This window comes from Alteromonas sp. McT4-15 (genome assembly GCF_020515205.1).
Taxonomy (GTDB): Bacteria; Pseudomonadota; Gammaproteobacteria; order Enterobacterales; family Alteromonadaceae; genus Alteromonas.
In genome coordinates this window covers 128,737-151,588 of sequence record NZ_JAJALG010000001.1, presented here as the reverse complement: position 1 = coordinate 151,588, position 22,852 = coordinate 128,737, and the positions used below count along the sequence as shown (strand labels likewise).

Below are 22,852 nucleotides of genomic sequence, written 5' to 3'. Positions count from 1 at the left end.
TATTGAATGAACAGTGCTAGTCTATAGCGCATTGATACAATGTGCGCGACAAAATCGGAACTCACAATTGTTTTTATGTGAGCATACAAAAAAGACGTGAATTTGATCATTAGCCGCGCTATCCGCATAATATCGAAACAATAAAAACGACCGCCACTCATTTTTTAGTTGAGCAACGCGGCCTACAGAGCGACTTATATGCTGAATTCATTGCGCAAATTGATGTCGCGCAAATCTCTAACATGGTTGTTACTCTTACTGATTACGCATACTTTTCCAGTACATGCAGACTGGTTGGATGATTATGCAAAGTATGTTCAAAGTGAAGCTGATAAGTTTAATGTACCCGGCTACGCGTTTGTTTTTTACGAGCAAGGCAAAGCACCTCGCGTATACGTTTATGGTAAAACGGCTAAGCGCAATGGCAAGAAGATAACCGAAAATACTGTTTTTCGATTAGCGTCAGTATCTAAAACGTTCACCGCATTATTATCTGCAAAACTGGTAGAACAAAACCAGCTATCGTGGAATACGCCTATTAGCACATTGCTGCCTGATATTCCGTTTAAAGGCAATGGTATGCAATCACTTCAGTTGCAACATATTGTGGGGCAATCTAGCGGCTTTATGCCCAATGCCTACGACAACCTAATAGAAGCAGACTACTCATTAGAACGCGTATTAAAGTCGCTTGGCGAATTAGAGCCCTTATGTAAACCTGGCGAATGTTATACCTACCAAAACGCCCTATTTGGTGCCTTAGAGTATTACTTTAGTAATCACAACACGTCATATTCGGCGCAAATGCATACGCAACTTTTTGCGCCATTAGGAATGAAAACCGCAAGTGTCGGTAAAGGTGGCCTACTTTCATCTTCATCTTGGGCTCACCCTCATATTGCCATTGCCCGTAATAAATGGCGTGAAGGGAATGTCGAGAGTAACTATTACCGCTTTTCTCCCGCGGCAGGTGTGAATGCGAGCATCAGTGATATGACTATTTACTTGCAAGCACTCTTAGGTGAGTTTCCCACGGTTATGTCGCCAGAAATGGTAGAGTATGTCACTACCGAACGGGTCAAAACTAAGCGAGAAACCTACAGACGCGGTTGGCGAGGCATGATTGACGATGCCCATTATGGGTTGGGCTGGCGTATTTATGATATTGACGGCGTTAAGCTGAATTATCATGGCGGCTGGGTTAAAGGCTATCGTGCCGACGTGGCGTTTTCACCAGAGCACAAGGTGGGATATGTCATGCTGATGAATGCAGAGTCGAATATGATCAATTCGACCACTGCGCAGTTGTGGAAGCGTTTTTTCGAAAAAGCCGACGCTAACAAATCGTAGTGCCGGCCATTTACATATTATTGCTTAAGGTAAGTATAGCCGCTTAAGCAACTTTCATAGAAGTCAGTCCAACGCACACCTTCACGTGGATTAAGCTTGCCATCCCACACTTGTTTGTCGATAAGACGTTTAACGTCTGATGCCATGGCGCGGGGGTTGTATTGCATAACGTTAAGCACGTCTTCAACTGATGACCCTTTCACAACTTCTTCAATATAGAAGTCTTCAGGGTCGTCATCATAACTGTAGATGTGTACTTCGTTTAAACGACCAAACAAGTTATGCATATCGCCCATAACGTCTTGATACGCGCCCGTTAAGAATAGACCAACGTAGTACGGCTCACCTTTTTTCAGCGGGTGCATTGGTAGTACATCGGTAATTTCACGGCCAATAGTAAACTGATCAATTTTACCGTCACTGTCACACGTAATATCAACCAGTGAACAATTAACTGTTGGCTTTTCGTTCATGCGAGTAAGCGGCACCACTGGCAACAATTGATCAATCGCCCACGTATCTGCAGCAGACTGGAAGATAGAGAAATTACACAGATACTGTGATGACAAGCTGTAATCTAGTTCTTGAAGCTCCTCAGGCACATATTCCTCGTTGCGGTAGTGCTTCTGTAAGCGCTCCATTATCTGCCAATACAATGTTTCAATCTTGCCAAGTTCTTCTAGTGGTAATACGCGAAGCTTAAACGCATCAAGGGCCTGCTCTTTGTATTGCGAAGCGTCATTGTAGATTTCATGCATGTTGGTCTGCTCATCAAAGGTGTCAGCAAGCTCGCGCATATTTTTAAGGAAAACATGTTCGTCTTCTTTAGCTGATGTGTCCATTTGAGACGCGTTTGATTTAATTTCACCCACAATTTCGGTAATAACACAGCTGTGATGCGCCGTAATCGCGCGACCACTTTCACTAACCAAGTTCGGATGAGGAACGCCTTCCAAGTCACACATTTCCTTCATGCCATACACAACATCTGCAACGTATTCTTGCATGCTATAGTTGCGCGAAGACTCATTGGTCGAGTTACTGCCGTCGTAGTCGATGCCAAGACCACCACCTACGTCAACGTAGTCCAGTTCAAAGCCCATTTTGTGCAAGTCTGCATATATACGCGCACCTTCGGTGATGGCTTCTTTCACCGCTCGAATATCCGTTAATTGGCTTCCAATATGGAAGTGCAGAAGTTTCAAGCAGTGCGCCATACCTTGCTCTTCTAGGTAACGTGCAGCATTGATAATCTCTGTGATAGTTAGACCGAATTTGGCGCGTTCACCACCGGAGCTTTCCCACTTACCACGACCTTTTACCGTCATTTTAGAGCGCACACCAATGATGGGCTCGATATTGAGTTCTTTTGCAATCTTAACCAGCAACAGCAGCTCGGTGTATTTTTCAACCACCACCACAACGCGACGGCCTAGCTTTCTACCTAATAAAGCAAGACGCATCACTTCATCGTCTTTATAGCCATTTAGGATAGTGAGTGAGTCTTCATTGGTGTTCATCGCCAACACGGTCAGTAACTCAGCTTTCGAACCTGCTTCTAAGCCATAGTTAAACGGTTTTCCTGCGTCAACAATCTCTTCAACGACTTCGCGCATCTGGTTAACTTTAACCGGATAAACACCTTGGTATTCACCTTTATACTCGGCTTCTTCGATTGTGCTTCGAAATGCTTTATTTAGACCGGCAACTTGCGATCGCAGAATGTCATGAAAGCGCACAACAACAGGAAACTGCACACCCTCTTTGCGAATGTCTTCAATGACCGAATTAAAGTCGATTTGGATACTTGGATCCTCTGGCACTGGGGTAATATGTACGTTGCCATTTTCACCCACTTTGAAATAGCCACCACCCCACTGAGACACGCCATAGACGCGCTCTGCTTCTTCGATACTCCAATCTGTCAATGTATTCACCTATATCTAATGAGCTAAGCGCATGCCTAGCATGGTAAGTGCAAAATTAAGCAGCGTATTATAGACAACACAACTATTGTTGCGATGTAAAATATCTATGGTCGCGACTAATTTTGTTTATCGAACTTGTCGAATCAACTGTTTTGGGCAACCCAAGACTTTATGTACTCTACAACCAAAGGCTCTGCCTTAGTTTCACAAAGCGAGAAAAACTCTGTGAGACTCTGTGTTCTGTCGAGGGGAAACGAAACGTCAGCAAAAAAATTCTTTACAATATGGCCTGTATCGCTGTTTTCGTCTTCCAACCAAAGTTCACTCAACTGATTACGCCGGTCTAATCTGATAGTCGATTTGATTCTCATATTTGAATCAGACTTTGGGTCTTGCCATGACCGCATATCGACAATCAAATGAAACGGCTTTCCGCTTCGCTGCTTAAGACAGTCAGACAATTCTCCCAAATACCGGATATTTATCGCCATATCCCAATCACCGCGAAGCGTGACTAGGATGCAGTTTTTAAACTGTTCAATGTGATACGGCGCGACTAGCATTTGTGTTTACTTCTCTTGAGCAAAATAATTGCATTGCAATTTCATATACTAAACGTAGTGTATAGAACAAAAAAGGAAGCACTATGGCTTCCTTTTTTAGCATCTTACTACAGATTCTAAGCCATTTGCTTAGTCATCGCCAAATTCGCGAATAATGCTATTGATGGTATCTTTTGCATCCCCCAACACCATACGCGTATTATCTTTAAAGAACAGTGGGTTATCAACACCCGCAAAACCTGCATTCGCTGATCGCTTCAATACAAAGACAGTCTTTGCACGGTATGCTTCAATGACCGGCATACCGTAAATCGGGCTACCTTTCATCTCTTTGGCAGCAGGATTCACTACGTCATTAGCACCGATAACAATAACCACGTCGTAGTTTTCCATACGCGGGTTAACATCATCCATTTCATACAGCTGGTCATAAGGCACATCAGCCTCTGCAAGCAACACGTTCATGTGTCCAGGCATGCGCCCTGCAACTGCATGAATAGCGTAATCTACCGTACATCCGTTTTCTTCAAGCAGCGACTGTAATTCGCGAACCGCATGCTGTGCTTGTGCTACCGCCATACCGTAACCGGGCACCACCAAAACGGCTTGCGCAGCTTCAAGTACATAAAAGGCATCTTGCGCAGAAAGCACTTTAATTTCACCTTCTATCTTTTCACCTGCTTCAATAGGTTTCGCAAAGCCAGACAACAGCACGTTCATTAGCGAGCGATTCATGGCTTTACACATAATATTGGTAAGAATAAGACCTGACGCACCCACTAAAAGACCGGTCACAATCAAAATGGTATTTCCGGTGGCAAGACCAGCCGCAGAAGCTGCTACGCCTGAATAGCTGTTAAGCAGTGCAATAACCACTGGCATATCAGCACCGCCGATGGAGATAGTGGCCCACAACCCAAAGCTTAATGACAGCGCTATTGCACAGTAAATCCAAAGGGTATTACTTGGTTCTGTGGTAAATAGATAGCCCACCACACCCATGCCAATAAGGTGCAAGACCGAGAGTTCGCGAAGGCCAGTAAAAATAACCGCCTTAGAGCTCATTTTACCTGACAGTTTCCCCCACGCGACCACAGAGCCCGAAAAGGTAATCCCCCCCACTAAAATTGTGAAAAACAAGGTAACGAAGGTAAATGTGCTTTGTGTATTGAGCGTTACCACACTCATGCCTGCAAGCGTCGCCCACCCTAGTAACAACGATGCCGCACCACCAAAACCGTTAAACAGAGAAACCATTTCTGGCATGGCGGTCATTTCAACCGTTTTCGCTTTCCACGCACCAAATGCACCGCCTAGCACAAAGCCAAGCAGAATATAGTGATAGCTGATAATTTGCTGATCAAGCAGGGTAACAACAACCGCTACTAGCATACCTACTGCTGAAACAAAGTTTCCTTTTTTGGCGGTATCTGGGTGGCTGAGTAATTTAAGACCTATTATAAATAGTGCAGCAGCAACTACGTACGCAAGGTTGATTATGGTTACGATATCATTCACTTGCGTACTCCTTATTTATCTTTCTTTTTGAACATGCCAAGCATGCGGTCGGTAACCAGATAGCCACCAACAACGTTAATACTTGCCAAGGCCACTGCCGCTGTACCTAAAATAGTGGTCAGCAGACTGTTATCACTACCCGAAGCAACCAGCGCACCTACTAAGGTGATCCCCGAAATAGCGTTCGAACCTGACATTAAAGGCGTGTGCAAGGTTGCAGGTACTTTTCGAATAAGCTCAAAGCCTAAGAACGCAGCCAACAGTACAATGAAAAGTAAGTAGATGATTTCCATGATTAGGCTCCTTTATAGGCGTTAATAAGCATGTCATTGATTACCTTGCCATCGTGCGCAATCACACAACCGGCCAGAATGTCGTCCTCAAGATTCAAATCAAACGACTTACTATCGTCATCAAAGAACTCATCAATTAGGTTATAAATGTTGTTGGCGTACATGTCGGTTGCCGCTTTGGCCACATACTGACTCCAGTTACCATTGCCAATCACTTTTACACCGTTTATTTCAACTGTCTCACCGGCTACCGAGCCTTCAACATTCCCCCCCGATGTAGCCGCCATATCAACGACCACGCTACCGGGTTTCATAAGTGCTAATGTATCTTTCGAAATAAGAACGGGAGGTTTACGCCCAAATAACTGCGCTGTTGTGATCACAATGTCGGAATCTGCAATAGCATCACGCTGTGCATCTTGCTGCTTTGCTTTTTGCTCTTCGGTGAGCTCTTTCGCATAACCGTCTTTGGTTTGCCCTGTCTCACCGATATCTATTTTAAGGAATTTACCGCCTAGCGATTCCACCTGTTCGGCCACAACAGGGCGCGTATCGTATGCAAGCACATTCGCCCCTAAGCGCTTCGCTGTTGCTATCGCTTGCAAACCTGCCACACCCGCACCAATGATGAATACTTTTGCGGGCTTAATGGTGCCTGACGGCGTCATCATCATGGGTAAAATGGAAGGAAGCTGATTTGCCGCCTGCATTACCATGACATAACCCGCAAGACTTGCCTGCGAGCTCAATGCATCCATTTTCTGCGCGCGTGATGAACGCGGAATCATTTCCACAGAAAGAGCCGTTAACCCTTTTTGGGCAATGCTCTCTACCAGCGACTGCTGAAAGAAAGGGTCGAGATGGCCCACCACAATGGCCCCTTTTTTCATCCGCCCCAATTGAATATCGGTAGGCTTGTTAACTGCTACGACCATATCTGCAGATGATAAAGCCTCATTCACATCATCTATAACAGTAACACCAACATCTTCATATTCTTTATCTGAATAACCAGAGGACAGACCAGCACCTTTTTCAAGCAGCAGTGTCGCCCCTTTCTTTACCAGTCGTTGTGCACTACTTGGCGTAGCTGCACAGCGCTTTTCCACATTATTCAGCGGATCTGGCGATGTAGATTCATTAATTATTATGATTTTCACACGCTTTTCCTCTTATTTGGACTCTTTCGAGAATGACACCCTTTAATCAAATTAAAGCCATTTAATTCGCTTATGCTTATCATTCTTTGTCGAAATTAAAACCAAACCAACCAATCGTTTTGTTTATACTGTAAGGCCGAAAAGCGCTTGTAGCGATTACTTTTCGCGCAATAGCGCATCAAAACTACGCGAAAACACCATCAACAACTAGTATCTTTTACTTCATAGTCATAACTAACATTTATAAACATTTGGCATATTGTTGGTTAGTACACCCAATACAAATCCATATATGTTGTGAATACACCATTTGCTGTACAAAAAACAAACACACGTAAAGGTGTAATCGACGCGTGAAAATGATGCGTAAACGGCACTTTTTAAAATTTTGTTAAATTAATTTGGGGGATTTTACAATCTATGTCGTCTTGAAGAGTTAACAGCGAAATGCTGTGAGAAAAGCCACATGGGGTGCACACCATCTGGCACATTAAAACTAACTTTTAGGACACACACCATCATGTATAGGAAAACCAAGCTTGCATGCTCAGTGGCAGCAGTTTTAGCGTCAGCTATTTCTGCAAATAGTGCATTTGCCCAAGACGCGCAACCCAACAATGACGTAGAAGTGATTGAGGTAAGTGGTATTCGTTCATCGGTTGCAAAATCGATGGATGTTAAACGCAGTTCTGCTGGCGTAGTTGACGCCATTAGTGCAGAAGATATTGGCGACTTTCCCGATACCAACTTAGCTGAATCACTACAGCGTATTACAGGCGTATCCATCGACCGCTCAGGCGGTGAGGGTCAACTTATTACCGTTCGTGGTTTTGGCCCTCAGTTTAATACGGTGCTTGTTAACGGCCGTCAGATGGCTTCTGAAAACGATTCGCGCGCGTTTAGCTTCGACACTATTGCCTCTGAGCTTGTTAGCAGCCTTGACGTTCATAAAACGTCTACGGCTACTATGCAATCAGGTGGTGTGGGTTCAACTATCAACATCAATACGGCACGTCCTTTCGCGCTGAACGGCTTCAAAATGGCTGGCTCTGTGAAAGGCGTTTACGACGAAAACAGCGAAGAAACTACGCCACAGTTTTCAGGACTCATTAGCAATACATTTAACGACGACACGTTTGGTGTGTTACTGGCGGTTTCACACCAAGAGCGTAAAACACGCCTTAATCAGGCGCAAATGGATGGATGGCTTGAAAACGTTGGTGTGCCAAACCCTGTCACTGAATCGGGTCAAGCGTGGACAGGTAACGTGTTCTCGCCACGCAACTACGACCATAAAGTGACCTTTGAAGAACGTACGCGTACCAATGCTAATTTGGTATTTCAATATGCCCCTAATGACAAGCTCGTAGTTACAGCAGATGCACTTTATTCAGACTTCGATGTCGAGTCAGAAGCCACCTCATACGGGCACTGGTTTACTGCGCCTAATATCCAAGGCGTAGGGGATGATGGCAGCTTATTTGATGCAAACGGTAACCGCCGCAGCCCAACCGTTGATGCTAACGGCACTATCATAGACTTGTATCAAGAAGTGGGTTTGGCAACTGATATGCACGCCAAAACGTTTGACCGTTTGACCGATACTTATGCCGTAGGCCTGAACTTCGATTATCAGTATTCTGATAACTTGAACTTGTCATTCGACTTAAGCCACTCAGAAGCAGAGCGCGAAGCAAATAACGGTGGTGGCGATCAGTTATCACTTATCGGGTATGCGAACCGTGTACGCTTTCAAGTTGATGACAACATCTTACCTGTGGCTAGCATGTTTGCCTCGCCCAACGCGAATATCTATAGCGGGCAGCAAGAGTTGAATGGCGCTATTGTTACTGGTCCAGACGGTTTCCCTATTTACAACCCTGCACTAACGCCTGACGGAGTAAGTAATCACCTTGATGAAGCGAATAGTCGTGCCCACGTAATGCTACGTCGCGGATGGGCAGTAGAAGACGAAGTAAGCCAGCTTCGCTTTGACGGTGAATATGTCACTGACGGCAGTGGCCTGACTGAAATTCGCTTTGGCGCACAGTACAGCACCGAAACCAAATCACTAACACGCTGGGACAACGAAGGCGTTGGTATTCACTGTACGTACTGTGGCTACCCTGATTTACCTGAAATTCCAGCAGGTAGCCAATACGTTTTTGATGCCGGTAGCGACTTCCTTTCAGATGTTAGTGGTAGCGGCCGTATGCCAACCTCTTGGTTAGCCCACGATGGCGAAGCCAACTTTGCGTTTCTAGAGTCTTATTACCAAAGCGTTAATGGCGAAGCCATTAGTTTTGATGCGGTGCGTCGTAACAATAGCTTTGAAGTAGAAGAAGATATTATCTCTACTTACTTAGAGTTCGATTTTGAAGGCGAAGTGGCTGACATGTTCTTAAGTGCAACCGCAGGCGTACGCTACGAAATGACAGACGTGACCGTTAACGGCACACAAGCCCCTATTACCGGCCTCACCATTTTGGATCAAACCGAAATGCTAGCCGGGTTTGGTGACGCACAAAGCATAGCCACTGAATCAGACTATGATGTGCTATTACCTAACTTCAGTGTACGTCTAGAAATTACTGACGACTTAATTGCGCGCTTTGCCGCGAGCTCAACCATTACTAGACCAACGCTTAATAGCATGTCGCCAGTAACGGTTATCACAACAACGCGTCAAGGCGGTGATTTAACCTCAACCAGCGGTAACCCAGCACTTGAGCCGTTTAAGTCAGATAACCTCGACTTATCACTTGAATACTATTACGACGAAGCAAGCTACGCCTCAATTGGTTACTTCAGAAAGCTGGTTTCTAACTTCATCGTGAACAGTCAAGAAGATAAAACCTTTGAACTGGCTGATGGTAGCTTGCTGACTGACCCGTCAACGGGCAGCAATGCAGGCGCGCCAGATGCCAGTGACGCCGTAGCGGTATTTACAAACACCTTACCGAACAATGGTGAAGACGCCACGGTGGACGGCTTCGAGCTTGCTCTTCAACACACATTCGATAACGGCTTTGGTGTACTTGCCAACGGTACGATTGTTGACAGTGATGCCGAGCTTGATCCATTCGATATTAACCAAGTATTTGCGCTAACTGGGTTGAGTGATTCTTACAACTTAGTGGCTTTTTATGAAACTGACGACTACCAGATTCGTCTTGCCTACAACTGGCGTGACGAATTTGTTCAGTCGTTAACACAAGGGCAGGGTGACGGCCCAACTATTGTTGAGTCTTATCAACAACTTGACATTAGCGGTAGCTACAGCGTGACAGACAATGTAGAAATTTTCTTTGAAGGTATTAACCTAACAGAAGAGTTTGTACACAAGCGCGGACGCTTCGCTAATCACTTGTTGTTGGTTGAAGACAGCGGCAGACGTTGGGCTTTCGGTGTGCGCGGAAACTTTTAATTTCGCGTATTAAGGGCCAGCGATTGTTGGCCCTACATTCGTGGCTACCACTTGGTAGCCACAGTTTTTATTCAGGAACTCGATATGACAACAGCAACTCCCATAACGCACATTGTAGTAGTCGGTGGCGGCAGCGCAGGGTGGCTTACGGCTGGTCGTATTGCGGCACAACATCAGTGTGCTACCCGCAACAATATCAAAGTGACGCTAGTTGAAAGCCCTAACGTACCGATAATTGGTGTGGGTGAAGGCACCTGGCCAACCATGCGCTCAACACTTATTGCGCTGGGAATAAGTGAAACCACCTTTATCAAAGAATGCGATGCTACCTTTAAACAGGGAGCCAAGTTTGCAAAGTGGACGACCGGTGAAGAAGACGACTTCTACTATCACCCATTGATGCTGCCGCAAGGGTTTTCACAAGGAAACTTAGGCCCATACTGGCAAACGGTAGCGCCAGATTTAAACGAATCATTCTCACAAGCCGTATGCGTTCAAGAAGCCATATGCGAAGCAGGCCTAGCACCTAAAAGCATTCGTCACGCAGAGTACTCAGGCACGGCAAACTATGCCTACCATTTGGACGCAGGTAAGTTCACTACATTTTTAACCAAACATTGCACTGAAAACCTAGGCGTTAACCATGTTTTAGCCGATGTGAGTGAAGTGCAAAGTGCAGATAATGGCGACATTAAGGCGCTTCACACGCAGCAAGGCGTCGTTATTGAGGGTGATTTATTTGTAGACTGCACGGGCTTTAAATCGCTCTTGTTGGGCGAACACTTCAAGGTACCCTTTATCCCCTGCGACGATGTGTTATTTATCGACCGTGCCCTTGCGTTACATGTACCTTACGAGAACGCGCAAAGCCCAATTGCGTCACACACCATTTCCACTGCACAAGATGCCGGTTGGGTATGGGATATTGGGTTACAGTCCCGTCGTGGAGTAGGCCACGTATATTCAAGCCGTCACCAGAGTAAAGACGACGCCTATGCACGACTAGACACCTACGTACGCCAAACCAGTGCACTAGATGGTATTGGCAGTTTGAATGTAAAGGACATTACTATTCAAAGTGGTCACAGACAGCGCTTTTGGCAAAACAACTGTGTTGCCGTTGGCCTGGCAGCGGGCTTTTTAGAGCCCCTTGAAGCCTCAGCGCTGGTATTAGTGGAACTGTCCGCGTCAATGATTGCCGAGCAACTGCCAGCAAACCGCGCGGTTATGGACATTGTGGCTAAACGCTTCAACGATACCTTTTCGTATCGCTGGGCACGCATTATCGACTTTCTAAAGTTGCACTATATGTTAAGCAAGCGCGATGATAGCGCGTTTTGGCGAGACAACCGTGAGAGCCAGACTATCCCTGACTCACTCAAAGAGCTATTGGCATTGTGGCAATACCACCCGCCAAGCGACAAAGACTTCACCAGTAATAATGAAGTATTCCCAGCAGCAAGCTATCAATATGTGCTCTACGGCATGGGCTTTACCTCTGAGCTTGGTGCACATCAGCAATGGGTGAATGCCGACTTTGCCAGCCAACAGCTAATGCAAAATAAAAAAGCACGCGCCATCGCCGTAGAAAAGCTGCCACAACATCGCGAGCTAATTAATAAAATTCACCAGTTCGGCTTACAAGCCGTTTAATCGACTAACCAGAAAAAGGACCCGCGTATGACAAACATGGTTGCTATTAATAATAAAGAGCATGCAGGCCTTAAAGTCACTAGCGACGCTTTGAACCTTAGCGCTAATCAGCACCTAGTACCTGTTGTAATGTCTGAGCTAAACAAACTTGTTGTGCACTATCCTGTTGTGATCACTAAATTGGATGACTCGGGTCAATTTGGCTTATCGGCGTTACTTGGGTTTGAAGAAAACGAGAATTTGTTTTGGCAACAAGGCCAGTGGGATGGGGTTTATATTCCTGCACAGTTTGAGCGCCTGCCTTTTTATGTAGGCACAGAGCAGTCAAATACAAACGCACAGGCTAACCGTGTGCTGTGCATTGATATGGATAATTCATCGGTCAATGAACAAGACGGTAGCCCACTGTTCGATAACATGGGTGAACCAACGTCTTACCTTGTGGAAAAACAGCAAATATTGGCGCAGCTACTTGATGGCGAAACGCAAAATCAACGTTTTATCGCCGCGCTAGTGCAACACAATCTTATTACGCCATTTACTCTCGACATTACGTTTGAAAACGAAAGCAAAACGTCAATTACCGGGCTGTACACCATAGACGAAAACAAGCTTGCGGCACTAAGCCCACAAGCCATTGCCGATTTACATGCGCAAAATTTGTTGCAAAGTATCTATACGCTGGTAGCGTCAAACGCACAGATTTACGCGCTTATTGATAAAAAGAATAAAGCGAACAAAAACGCAGACGCATGGTTTCAAACTACCAACTAATTAACGTGGGCGAACACGCCACGCCGGTCATTGTGATTGATAACTTTTTGCCTGATGCGCAAAGCATGGTCGACGTTATCGCGCAAAGTCATCGCTTTGAGAAAAAAACAGATGACTTTTACCCCGGTGTAAGAAGTCATGCGCCCGATGCGTATGTCGCGCACCTGCATCGCACGTTGCCTGCGCTGTTCGCTGAATTAAACGGGGCTTTGGTAGATATATCTCAGCCTCAGCTGGCAATGGCGCAGTTGTCTATCGCTAACCAACATCCAAGCCAGCTATCTCCCATTCAGTGTATTCCTCATATTGATACTCAACGCGATAATGAATGGGCGTTAGTTCACTATTTGTTTTGTGCTCCTTTAGGGGGCACAGCCTTCTATCGACACAAAGAAACGGGGCTAGAACGGGTTAATGCCAACCAATATCATCACTATTTTTCTACGTTAAAACGCCAAGCCACCTCGGTGGGCTTGCCTGCTAAAGCGTACATCAATGGTGATACTGCTATGTTTAAACAGATCGCCTGTGTAGAGGCGCTGTTTAACCGTGCGCTACTCTATCCCGCTAACTTGCTACATAGCGGCTGTTTACCTGACGATATCGACAAAACTGCTTTACACGGACGTCATCTCGATGTCAAAAATGCGAGGCTAACTGCCAATGCCAGCATTCTTTTTAACTGACAGCTTAATAGAAGCAATCTCGTCACTCCCTTTCACTTCTATTGGCTGGGTTAGCTCATCAACAGCGAAGGGAATTTTTTCATAGCTTCTACCACCATGCTCTCTGGCCACTTCCACATGCAAAACGAGCTGTTTGTCGATGACTGCATTGCCGTAATCATCCAGCCCATCCCATACTATATGAAGCGGCGTGTTTTTCTTCGTTGCACCGGAAAAGCCATCAATTAAGCTCTCGCTATTGCGGCCAGCTTCTTTTCGACCACTCTCTTTTCTACCCACTCTGCGCCACCATGTACGCAATTCGCTTAGCCAGCGTTCACTGGTACCTCGAAGCGCTAAACTTTTAACAAGTCTATTTTTGTCGTCGCTTATCCACACACTGACGTATGGCCCACGATAATCCGCAATATCAAACATGGGTAGCGCGACATCTATGATCAATCCATTACTCGCCGTACCTGTTTTATCACTTACGGCCGTGCGAGCAGCAAAGGTATCGCTTGTAAACACCCGTCCATTTGCATCGACTAGCTTTAGGGCAAGCGAGGGCTGCGAATTCACTAAATCTAGCGACTGCTGCGCCGTTTTCGTTGCGCCAAAATACAGTAGCAATGCAGCATCAAACGCGTTGCTAGCAAGTGCCGTCACTTCAAAGCGCGCGCTTGGCCAGCCATCGCTATGGCTTATCACGCCTTTTTCTTGCGATACTACCTGTGTATCTGAATAGGCAGGCCGTTGCCACGGCTTCAAATGTGCCAACGTCGCATTAGAAAAAACCAACGCATGCCCATCAAGCTGACTTTGCCATTTCGCATTGTTTGCAGAGAAATGCGTTTGCAGCGCATCCACACTTATATGAAATTCAGAAACCCCAGCAGAGCTCAGAAAATCAGCAACGCGCTCTACCACAAGTGCTGATGCAAAGGTGGTTAAATCCCACTGAATAGGCGCTGAAAACGCGATGGTATTGTTTTTTTGAAACGCAACATCGGCAATTCTGGCCACGCGTGCAAGGCGTCTTACTTCGCGACGCGAGAGCGACTTAACGGCCTTATCGTTGTCTGTACTTAAACTTGTGCTTGAAAGGCCGCTTTTACCCTGGCTGTAGTCACGCCAATAGTCATAAAGTGCGCCATTACGACAGCTTATGTTTCCTTCGGTTTTTTGGAACCATTTTTCGCACCGTTCAATGGCGTTATAAAGCCATGTTGGCAAAGGCGCAGAATCGCCTTGGTTTAACGCGTAAAGCGCGCCATGGATGTTATTTCTGTCGAGCGAAAGGTAAGTTTCTTTCACTAGTGCTTCGATATTGGTTCGCTGAATTTCATTTAGCGTGCTATTGCTATCAAGCGTGATAACAAGAGTAGACTGGCCGTTGGGCGCGGGAAATGTATATGAATCAGCAAAAACCGAAACACTAGCAGCTAACGCCGCTAGTGCTGTTATTACCAATAAACTACGCAAGGCCATTATTCGCTAGCTTGTGCAGTGGTAGTCGTGTTTTGCTCACGCTCTCGCGGCTTAGGTGCAGGGTCGGCAAGCGTTAGAAAGCCATCGCCATTAGTGTCATAACGATTAAATGCTGCAAAGCCCGATACCATATACTCGGCAAAGGTCATCTTTTTATCTTCGTCAGTGTCTAACACACCAAAACGTACGTAGGTTTGCTTAATTTGCCCGTCATACGTTTTCTTAATTTGAGCATCAAGCCTATCTTCAAACTCAAGCACATACTCTTGCTCGGTAAGCGACCCGTCGCTATTTTCGTCTGTACGCTGAAACTGTGCTTCGCGAACAGCATTAAACTCGTCTTTAGTCACAACATCATCGCCATTTTGATCATAAAGCGTCACAAAGCCTTCAATATTGTGGCTTGTTGGCATACGTAACATAGGGCGCTGCTTAAGTGTAGGCGCGCTATCGGCATCGCTTTGCGAGGTGCGACGAGGGGCTGGTTCAGGATCACCTTTCGCAACAACGCCATCTTTGTTGGCATCCATACGGGCAAAGCTGCGTTCGCCCACGGCTTCAACTTCGTCTAAGGTAATGCGCTCATCGTCATTTTTGTCTACCGCATGAAAACGGATATGCGTTTGCTTCACCGAGGCTTTTCTGTCTTCAGCCAAGCGCGTTTCCATTTTGCCTTCCCACTCGTACACATACTCGCTCTCATCAAGCACGCCATCACCATTCTTGTCAGAGGCAGCAAATCGCGCACGGCGTGCATCAACAAATTCCTCTAAAGGCAAAGACTGATCTTTGTTTAGGTCGTAAGTAAGAATAATGCCGCTCGCGCTATGCGGGGCAGCCGTAACGGTGCCTCCTAAAGCCACTGCGCCTGCCGCGATAAGGAGTGCGGTTTTCACTGCTGCGGTTACTTGTTTCATTGTTGTTGTCTCCGGTCTGCGTTGTGATTAAAAGGCTTCGAAAGAAAGCGTGGTGGTATAGCTATACGTAGGTACATCTGCGCCTTTTGGCGCATCGGTACGCAAGCGTACCTGCATCAAATAAACGCCTTGTTTTTCAGGGGTGAATGACGCTTCTCCGGCGTTGTTCGTGGTGACTTTTTCAACATCTGATTCTTCGGCAAACTGATCTTTACCTTCATAAAATGCCACTTCGTGGTTCGCAACTGGTTCACCGTTGTAAAGCACGTTAAAGTCAAAACTCTCGCCGCTAAAAAGGCTGTTAGGGTGCATAAGAGGCACTATCTCAAGCCCTTCATTGCGCGGTTTAAGGGCCGTCTCAGTTGGGCCTTTTTTGGTGACATAGGTACTAGCGAAAGTAACGGACTGAAAGTGTTCAGTAAGCTCTGCACCTTCTGGCAGCGGCTTGTCGTTACCACGTATTGAGCCTCGCTCGCCATCTTTCATGTAAACACGAAACACTGCGCCCATTCGCTTACCGGTAGAAAACTGATACGTACCTTCTTCTTTTAGCGTGTGCTCAAGCACATTGCGGGTAGACAAGTTAACCACCTCATCAACGCGCTCTGTTTTTCCACTTGGCGTAACCACTTCAAACGACGCATTAGAAACGGCCGCTTCTGGCACAAAAAACTGCTCAGCGAACGAAGCATCTAGCGTTACTTTGCCGCCGCGAACAGGTTCAAATTGAAGTGGCTTTAAGTAAGCAACGTGGGCAAATGCACTGCTACTGAGACAGCTTGCAAGTAACAAATTAAGGCTTATAAGCGAGTGTTTTTTCATGGTGTTTTTTTGTTCTGGTAGTGAAAAAGTGAAAATATACTATTGCAAATGATAATTGTTATCAATAGTATTTAGATCAAATTTTGACACCGGGATGTGTCGAATCTCGTTTTGACAGGCACGAGAAAATAACGCGAAACACTTCACTCACACTCTAGATTATTTGGGAAAGACATGACTTTTAGACTCTCTTTAGTTTCTATTGCATTAGGCTGTGCGCTATCACTACCTGCTGTGGCACAACAAACTGAATTGGCGGTGACCAAAGCAGAAAGCGAAGAAACGCTTACCACCACAGTTGAGGCTGTGCTTGATACAGACGCCCTGTCAAAGCGTTCAATTACAAACATTGAAGACACCGCGCGCTATATTCCTGGTGTTCAGGTAAACGATACTGGTAACCGCTTTGGTAACGATGGCTTTAACATTCGTGGTCTTGAAGGCGATGCTGTAGCAGTAACCATTGACGGTATTGGTCAGGGTGAAACCCTTAACCCTGGTTCATTTGCAGCTTACGGTATGTTTGGCTCGAGTCGCGGTGAGGTAGAAGTTGAGCACGTAAAGGCTATCACTATTACCAAGGGACCTAGCGCGGTGGCACAAGGCTCAGGCTCATTGGCAGGCTCAGTTACATATGTGACCAACGATGCCGCCGATTTTTTAACAAGCACTGGCGACGACACAGCCTTTAAACTTAAAACCGGGTTTGATGCGCGGTCTAACGAATGGCTTGTTCACGGTACTGTAGCCAATAGAACAAATAACCTAGAATCGTTAGTGCAATACACAATGCGCGATAGCAGCGAGACACAAGCGCATAGCAATGGCGATGCCATTGAGGGGGCAGGCCGCGGACAAGCAGATCCAATGGATTCACAATTGGACGCCGTGTTAATTAAACTGGCTTACAATTATTCAGACCACCAGCAATTCGGTTTGGTTTATGAAAACACCCAGCGCGATACCGACGGCATCCCTCTGTCTCGAGAAAGCAGCACCTATTTTGATTTTACGTCGCAAGACGAAAATAACCGCGAACGACTTGGTGCATTTTATAGTGCTGATAACGTGCAATCAGCATTAGCAGACAGTATCGATGTACGACTAAATTACCAAGAATTGTATACCGCTGGTGTAACCAACTTTTTGTTTGCCACTGGCCCCACCGACCCTATTTTGCGCTCTGAAGACCGTAATTTTACCCAAGAACAAGTAAGCCTGAATGTCGATATCGCCAAGTCAATTAATAGTGATATTAATCATGAGATTATTTATGGCCTGAGCTATCAGCAAGTTGATGCCAGTGCACAAATGTACGACCGTCGCTATGCAGGCGCTACGGTAAGTGCAGGTATACTCGACGGCTACCCCATTCGCGACCAAAGCTTTGTACCTGAATCTGAAAAAACGGTATTTACCGCTTACCTTGCTGACACGGTTACGCTTAGCGATGTACTCACCGTAAATGCAGGCCTTAGATACGATACAACAGAATACACGCCAACTATTGACGATACATTCTCTGACCCTACAGGGCTAAGTATTGAAGATGCTGACTTTAGTGCTGTTGTAGGTGAACTAGGGGCAACCTACACCTTTGCGCCGGGTCATTCACTCAATGCGCGAATTGCGCAAGGCTATCAAGCCCCTACACTTCAAGACCTTTACTTCGGCACTAACTCAGGCGACGAAGCAGTAGATATTGTGACAGGTAACACGTTTATTGACCTTGATCGTATTGCAAATGGTGAGCTAGAAGCACAAGATTCGATGAATTATGAGCTTACCTACGTGGGTAATTTTGAAAATGGTAACGTGAGTGTGTCTGTATTTAGAACTGACTACACCAACATGATTCAAGATGAAACTTTTTCAAACCCTTATGATGCCGTACTTACCCAACAGGTGTGCAGTCGTTTTGGTTGTACCGTTGAAGTAAGCAGTGAAGATACCTTCACACAGCCACAAAATTCGGGAGAAATTACCGTTGACGGTATTGAAGTATCAGCCTCTTATGACTTCACAGCCAACTGGCGTGGGCAATTTGCGTACACTGCGTTAAACGGCGAATACGATACAGCGTCGAGCTTTAATGATGCCGGTGATGATTTAGAGACCATTGCACCAGATACCGCCACCATGGCTTTATCGTATGTGTCTGACAACCGTGACTGGGGCGCTGAGTTGGTTGCCATTACCAGTAAGGGCGTTGATGAAACGTCGCAAACCAGCTTCACCTCACTAAACAATGGCGACGGCCCGGCATACTACCCAAGTGGTTACACCGTGTTTGATTTGATGGCGTTTTACGATATTACTGATAACTTGCGCTTTACCACCGCGATTTATAATTTAACTGACAAAGAGTATTACCGCTGGGAAGTAATGAACAACGTGCGTACAGGTACAGGCGGCTTTTTCTCTGGCGTTAGCGACAACGGCTATCAGCGTTTCTCTGAACCAGGTAGAAGCATAAGCGCCTACGTTACGTATCAGTTTTAATTGATACACGGCGCATTTAAAAGCGAAGTTCGCCTTATTCAGGTGGCTTCGCTTTTATCGTTTTCGCTAAAAGTAAATGGGGATGTGATCGAAAGTCTCTTTTAATGCGTTAATTGGGTAACATTTTATTAGTGAGTACCTGTGATGTTTGGCCTTTTTAAATCCAACCCTACCAAAAAACTGCGCAAGCAATACGATGCTTTACTTGAAAAAGCGATGCATGCTCAGCGCAACGGCGATATAAAAACCTATTCAATGCTTACTGCCCAATCAGAAGAACTGTGGAAGGAAATTGAGCGTTTAGAAAGCCCTAAATAGGCATTAGTAAATAAGATTAACACCCAACGCATAACGAGCGCCGGCATCTTGCACTAACAGCAGGTGATTACTAAAACGACCGCGCTTATGCACAGTTTCATTAGTGATATTAATGCCTTCAAAAAATACCGATAAATGCGGGCTTAACTGGTAAGACGCACTCACATCCCACTGTTCATAAGGACTAACAAAGGTAGGTTCAGTGCTTTGAGTTTGGTTTAATGATTGCAAGAAACCGTCGCGGTGGTTCCACGCCAATCGCCACTGCAAAGCGTCTCTCTCGTAAAACAGCACCATATTTTTCGCCCCTGACAAACCGGTAAGAGCAAAGGTAGACTGCACGTTGGCTGTATCTAGCTCGGCGTTACTATCGACAAAACTGGCGTTAGCTTGAATACCCCAACCTGACTCACCAAACAAATGTTGCACGGCTATTTCAACGCCTTCAACGGTGGCCGAGCGTCCATTATTAGGCGATATTACTGAAAACTGCGCTAATTCATCTTGATCATCTGGCGCGTTGATATCGCTTCCGGTACTTGGGTCGGTGACACCATTAAACGAAAGCGTATTGCTTTGGCTAACAATAAAATTATCTACGGTTTTTCGAAAATAACTCGCCGACAAATAGCTGTTGTCTTGATAATAGTGCTCAATAGCCAAGTCGATGTTTTGGGCTTCGAAAGGTTTCAATTGCGCGTTACCAATGCGAGCACGTAAATCGCCGCCTTGGCGGGTAGTGGTATAAGTAACGCCTGGCGACATCTGTTCTAGTGTTGGTCGAGTAATACTGTGGCTATAGGCAACGCGAAATACCCACTGATCAAGCCAATTCGCTTTAACACTGAAACTAGGAAGGAAATTACTGTAGTTAGATGCTTCTTCAATGCCGACAGAGGCACCAAATTCTTGCCCCAGCTCGGTTTGATCAAGTATCACTAATGCCGAAAGTTGCTCATCGACACCAGTCACATTTACATCAGTATATTCAGCGCGAATGCCAGCATGTATATCAACAAACCACGGCGCAAAATCTTTCTCTATAGCGGCTTGTGCATAGGCAGCATACACGGTTTCTTTCACTGCAAATGAGCTGCCCCGCGTTTCTGGCGCTAAACTCACATTGCCTGCTTGTTCCAAAAAACGAAACAACGTATCGCCGTCGTGGCGCAACCACTGATTAGGTATATGCTCGTGTCCACTAATAGTACTTAAGAAATCATCACCGGCGTCGAATACCGATTGAAAATGATCGGGAATATCAGGGGAGTCGAAATACCCACAAAAAGTGCAGTGTCTGGCATCCGCTTCATTATCTCGTCGCTCGTTAGCTTTTTCTCGCTGCGTTACCGCCGCGCCCATATCAAGCTTACTAAACCACTGCTGCTCACCTAGCACACTGATATTGACCTTTGCTTGGCCAATGTCATCATCGATGCTCCACCCTCGTCTCAACATAACATGTGCGCGACCATTAGCGGCATCAAGATAAGGTCCCACGCCTACGGGCTCTCCGAGTGCGTTAACTTGCGCTGGATTGGCGGCTTCAAAACCAAAAATTGCGGGTAACACGGTGTTTCGAGTGTGATCGAACGAAGAGCGATTTAAATATCCAATGAGTGAAAGTGCATTACCCTCGCCATTGTTGTCATTCACTGATGCAGATGAGTATGAAACATCCGCATCCATAATAATATTGGGCGCGACAATCCAGTTGGCATCTACACCATAACTATGAAGTGATGAAGAGCGGTTAAAGGTCCTAGCATGAAAATCGGTGGCATGACCGCTATTTTGAGAAAATGCTACGGCCGTACCATTAGGGTCTAATGTCACATCCTCTAAATTGCTTGAAGTAAACCAATGGCCCATAGAGGTTGCCGATGTTTCTACATCGAACGTTGACCCTAAGTAATCCGCTGACAATTCAAACGAACTGTTTGGGCGATATTGAACAACCAGCGTGCCACCGGTTCGTGTACGCTCGTCAAACCTCACTCGTTGATCATAATTTCTTGGAACGTAAAGCGTGTTTGCGCTTGCTGATAGTTCATCAGCTGGAATGTTAGTATTTACCAACCACCCGTCAATTTGCGCCTCATCAAGACGTGCTTCTCGTTGGTATTGATTGAACGACGCCAATACGCCAAGCGTATTGTTTAAGTAGGTATTACTGAACAACGCTGTTGTTGAAGGGGTATAGGCCTTGGAATTAGTGTCGTACTGCATTTTTACACTACCGGCAGCGCGCATCCCCTTAAAAGATAACGGCTTGGCAGTTTGTATATCAATGGTAGAGCCTATACCACCCGACTGCATTGCTGCCTGATTTTGTTTGTACACGGTAACGCTACTTACAATTTCAGAGGCTAGCGTGTCAAAACTAAACTCGCGGCCCAACTTATCACTGGCCATAGGTCTGCCATTAAGCAATACACGATTAAACTCTGGCCCAAAACCACGTACCGTGACCAACTGACCTTCACCCTCAGCGCGGTCGATAGAAACGCCCGATACACGCTGTAGCGCTTCAGCAAGGTTTTGGTCGGGGAACTTGCCCATATCAACGGCACCAATCGTGTCCATAATGACACTGGCATTTCGCTTAATACCAACCGATTGCGCTACCTTCGCACGAAGCCCTCTTACTTCGATAAACTCAATGCGGTAATTGCCCTGCTCATCAGGTACGGTGACTAAGCTTTCATCTTGCGCTGTGAGTGAACTAAATAGTCGCGAAATAACATGCTCATCGCGCGGCTTGTTACGTGTAGATTCAATTTTTATACGACTCTTATCAACAATATTCGCTTGTAAGTGCGTATTTTCCAAAAGCATTGCTATTGCTTCTTGCGGTGTATAGTTACCACTCACTTCATTTGCAAAAGTATGGCGAACTTCGTTGTAGGGAAAGACAACTGTTAGCCCGGCTTGACTAGCAAACGCAATAAGTGCCTCGTCGGCACTTTGAGCAGGAATGGAAAAGGCGATTACCTTGTGAACTGCGGGGTGTTCTTTGGCATTTGTGCTTTTATCGGTGTTTTTATCGGTGCTTTGGTCAGTACTTTGGCGTAAATACTGGGTATCAGACTGCTCGTGGGGTAAGACAGATTGTGCACATACGGGTAAGCACAACCCACCAGCTACCAAACTTACCGCTAGCGACACAGTGCGCGGCGTAAATGGCAGCAAAGCTAGCGTTGAGCGGTGGCGTATTCCCAAAGGCATTATCTTATTATTTTCATTAGTTTATTTATTGCAGTTCTCGAGTAGTAGCTACAGCCTGTTTATCTTTGTTCATTTTTTTGAATGCGAAACTACCAAATTCACCCGCTTTTTTGTTTTAAACTAGCGGCGCATTATATACAACCTATTAACAAATTTAATTTCTCATTGATGTTTTTCATTGCTAATTGAAAAAACATTGGGGGAAAATGACCGCGCACTCGTCTGTATAAGTAACAACGATAA

At 45.7% G+C, this 22,852-nt stretch carries 16 protein-coding genes; 7 read left to right on the top strand and 9 right to left on the bottom strand.

The window, feature by feature from the left end:
* The first annotated feature begins 198 nt into the window (after positions 1–198).
* Positions 199–1,350, top strand: a complete 1,152-nt coding sequence (locus LHL20_RS00675; RefSeq protein WP_226431844.1) for a serine hydrolase domain-containing protein — start codon at positions 199–201, stop codon at positions 1,348–1,350.
* A gap of 17 nt (positions 1,351–1,367) precedes the next feature.
* On the opposite strand, the gene speA is transcribed toward LHL20_RS00675, so the two are convergent.
* From speA to LHL20_RS00650, 5 genes are all read right to left on the bottom strand, one after another.
* Positions 1,368–3,278: a biosynthetic arginine decarboxylase gene (gene speA / locus LHL20_RS00670; RefSeq protein WP_226431843.1), complete on the bottom strand. Its 1,911-nt coding sequence runs from the start codon at positions 3,276–3,278 to the stop codon at positions 1,368–1,370.
* Between the two features lie 143 nt (positions 3,279–3,421).
* Positions 3,422–3,841, bottom strand: a complete 420-nt coding sequence (locus LHL20_RS00665; protein WP_226431842.1) for an arginine decarboxylase — start codon at positions 3,839–3,841, stop codon at positions 3,422–3,424.
* Between the two features lie 129 nt (positions 3,842–3,970).
* Positions 3,971–5,359, bottom strand: coding sequence for an NAD(P)(+) transhydrogenase (Re/Si-specific) subunit beta (locus LHL20_RS00660; protein ID WP_202262858.1), 1,389 nt, complete (start codon positions 5,357–5,359; stop codon positions 3,971–3,973).
* Between the two features lie 11 nt (positions 5,360–5,370).
* On the bottom strand, positions 5,371–5,652 hold the full coding sequence (locus LHL20_RS00655) for an NAD(P) transhydrogenase subunit alpha (protein WP_226431841.1): 282 nt from the start codon (positions 5,650–5,652) through the stop codon (positions 5,371–5,373).
* Positions 5,653–5,654: 2 nt separating this feature from the next.
* The gene (locus LHL20_RS00650) at positions 5,655–6,812 is read right to left on the bottom strand and encodes an NAD(P) transhydrogenase subunit alpha (RefSeq protein WP_226431840.1); all 1,158 of its coding nucleotides are present in this window, start codon (positions 6,810–6,812) and stop codon (positions 5,655–5,657) included.
* A 520-nt stretch (positions 6,813–7,332) separates the two neighbouring features.
* On the opposite strand from LHL20_RS00650, the gene LHL20_RS00645 reads away from it, so the two are divergent.
* The 4 genes from LHL20_RS00645 to LHL20_RS00630 all read left to right on the top strand — a co-directional run bounded on the left by LHL20_RS00645 (position 7,333) and on the right by LHL20_RS00630 (position 13,352).
* A complete protein-coding gene (locus tag LHL20_RS00645) occupies positions 7,333–10,239 on the top strand; it encodes a TonB-dependent receptor (RefSeq protein ID WP_226431839.1) in 2,907 nt (968 codons plus the stop codon).
* An 84-nt stretch (positions 10,240–10,323) separates the two neighbouring features.
* Complete coding sequence (locus LHL20_RS00640; protein ID WP_226431838.1) at positions 10,324–11,892, top strand: tryptophan halogenase family protein; 1,569 nt, start codon at positions 10,324–10,326, stop codon at positions 11,890–11,892.
* Positions 11,893–11,919: 27 nt separating this feature from the next.
* Positions 11,920–12,666 carry a SapC family protein gene (locus LHL20_RS00635; RefSeq protein WP_226431837.1) on the top strand — a complete coding sequence of 249 codons (747 nt, stop codon included), beginning with the start codon at positions 11,920–11,922 and terminating at the stop codon, positions 12,664–12,666.
* Positions 12,645–13,352 carry a DUF6445 family protein gene (locus LHL20_RS00630; RefSeq protein ID WP_226431836.1) on the top strand — a complete coding sequence of 236 codons (708 nt, stop codon included), beginning with the start codon at positions 12,645–12,647 and terminating at the stop codon, positions 13,350–13,352. The genes LHL20_RS00635 and LHL20_RS00630 overlap by 22 nt, the downstream gene beginning before the upstream one ends.
* Here the strand turns inward: LHL20_RS00630 and LHL20_RS00625 are convergent.
* Genes LHL20_RS00625 through LHL20_RS00615 form a run of 3 tightly spaced genes read right to left on the bottom strand, consistent with a single transcriptional unit; the run spans position 13,320 to position 16,561 of the window.
* Positions 13,320–14,822: a DUF2271 domain-containing protein gene (locus tag LHL20_RS00625; protein WP_226431835.1), complete on the bottom strand. Its 1,503-nt coding sequence runs from the start codon at positions 14,820–14,822 to the stop codon at positions 13,320–13,322. The genes LHL20_RS00630 and LHL20_RS00625 overlap by 33 nt on opposite strands.
* Positions 14,822–15,739, bottom strand: a complete 918-nt coding sequence (locus LHL20_RS00620) for a calcium-binding protein (RefSeq protein ID WP_226431834.1) — start codon at positions 15,737–15,739, stop codon at positions 14,822–14,824. The genes LHL20_RS00625 and LHL20_RS00620 overlap by 1 nt, the downstream gene beginning before the upstream one ends.
* Before the next feature lie 27 nt (positions 15,740–15,766).
* Positions 15,767–16,561 carry a DUF4198 domain-containing protein gene (locus LHL20_RS00615; protein ID WP_226431833.1) on the bottom strand — a complete coding sequence of 265 codons (795 nt, stop codon included), beginning with the start codon at positions 16,559–16,561 and terminating at the stop codon, positions 15,767–15,769.
* A gap of 174 nt (positions 16,562–16,735) precedes the next feature.
* On the opposite strand from LHL20_RS00615, the gene LHL20_RS00610 reads away from it, so the two are divergent.
* Together LHL20_RS00610 and LHL20_RS00605 are read left to right on the top strand one after the other, a co-directional pair.
* A complete protein-coding gene (locus LHL20_RS00610; protein WP_226431832.1) occupies positions 16,736–19,063 on the top strand; it encodes a TonB-dependent hemoglobin/transferrin/lactoferrin family receptor in 2,328 nt (775 codons plus the stop codon).
* A 144-nt stretch (positions 19,064–19,207) separates the two neighbouring features.
* Positions 19,208–19,381, top strand: a complete 174-nt coding sequence (locus LHL20_RS00605; RefSeq protein WP_226431831.1) for a DUF6435 family protein — start codon at positions 19,208–19,210, stop codon at positions 19,379–19,381.
* A 3-nt stretch (positions 19,382–19,384) separates the two neighbouring features.
* Here the strand turns inward: LHL20_RS00605 and LHL20_RS00600 are convergent, their stop codons facing one another.
* The gene (locus LHL20_RS00600) at positions 19,385–22,609 is read right to left on the bottom strand and encodes a TonB-dependent receptor (protein ID WP_226431830.1); all 3,225 of its coding nucleotides are present in this window, start codon (positions 22,607–22,609) and stop codon (positions 19,385–19,387) included.
* Positions 22,610–22,852: the final 243 nt, after the last annotated feature.

Excerpts from the sequence above, each read along its gene's own strand:
- LHL20_RS00675 (WP_226431844.1), top strand. The coding sequence starts at position 199 with ATGCTGAATTCATTGCGCAAATTGATGTCGCGCAAATCTCTAACATGG.
- LHL20_RS00665 (WP_226431842.1), bottom strand. The coding sequence starts at position 3,841 with ATGCTAGTCGCGCCGTATCACATTGAACAGTTTAAAAACTGCATCCTA.
- LHL20_RS00655 (WP_226431841.1), bottom strand. The coding sequence starts at position 5,652 with ATGGAAATCATCTACTTACTTTTCATTGTACTGTTGGCTGCGTTCTTA.
- LHL20_RS00645 (WP_226431839.1), top strand. The coding sequence starts at position 7,333 with ATGTATAGGAAAACCAAGCTTGCATGCTCAGTGGCAGCAGTTTTAGCG.
- LHL20_RS00640 (WP_226431838.1), top strand. The coding sequence starts at position 10,324 with ATGACAACAGCAACTCCCATAACGCACATTGTAGTAGTCGGTGGCGGC.
- LHL20_RS00635 (WP_226431837.1), top strand. The coding sequence starts at position 11,920 with ATGACAAACATGGTTGCTATTAATAATAAAGAGCATGCAGGCCTTAAA.
- LHL20_RS00630 (WP_226431836.1), top strand. The coding sequence starts at position 12,645 with ATGGTTTCAAACTACCAACTAATTAACGTGGGCGAACACGCCACGCCG.
- LHL20_RS00625 (WP_226431835.1), bottom strand. The coding sequence starts at position 14,822 with ATGGCCTTGCGTAGTTTATTGGTAATAACAGCACTAGCGGCGTTAGCT.
- LHL20_RS00620 (WP_226431834.1), bottom strand. The coding sequence starts at position 15,739 with ATGAAACAAGTAACCGCAGCAGTGAAAACCGCACTCCTTATCGCGGCA.
- LHL20_RS00615 (WP_226431833.1), bottom strand. The coding sequence starts at position 16,561 with ATGAAAAAACACTCGCTTATAAGCCTTAATTTGTTACTTGCAAGCTGT.
- LHL20_RS00610 (WP_226431832.1), top strand. The coding sequence starts at position 16,736 with ATGACTTTTAGACTCTCTTTAGTTTCTATTGCATTAGGCTGTGCGCTA.
- LHL20_RS00605 (WP_226431831.1), top strand. The coding sequence starts at position 19,208 with ATGTTTGGCCTTTTTAAATCCAACCCTACCAAAAAACTGCGCAAGCAA.
- LHL20_RS00600 (WP_226431830.1), bottom strand. The coding sequence starts at position 22,609 with ATGCCTTTGGGAATACGCCACCGCTCAACGCTAGCTTTGCTGCCATTT.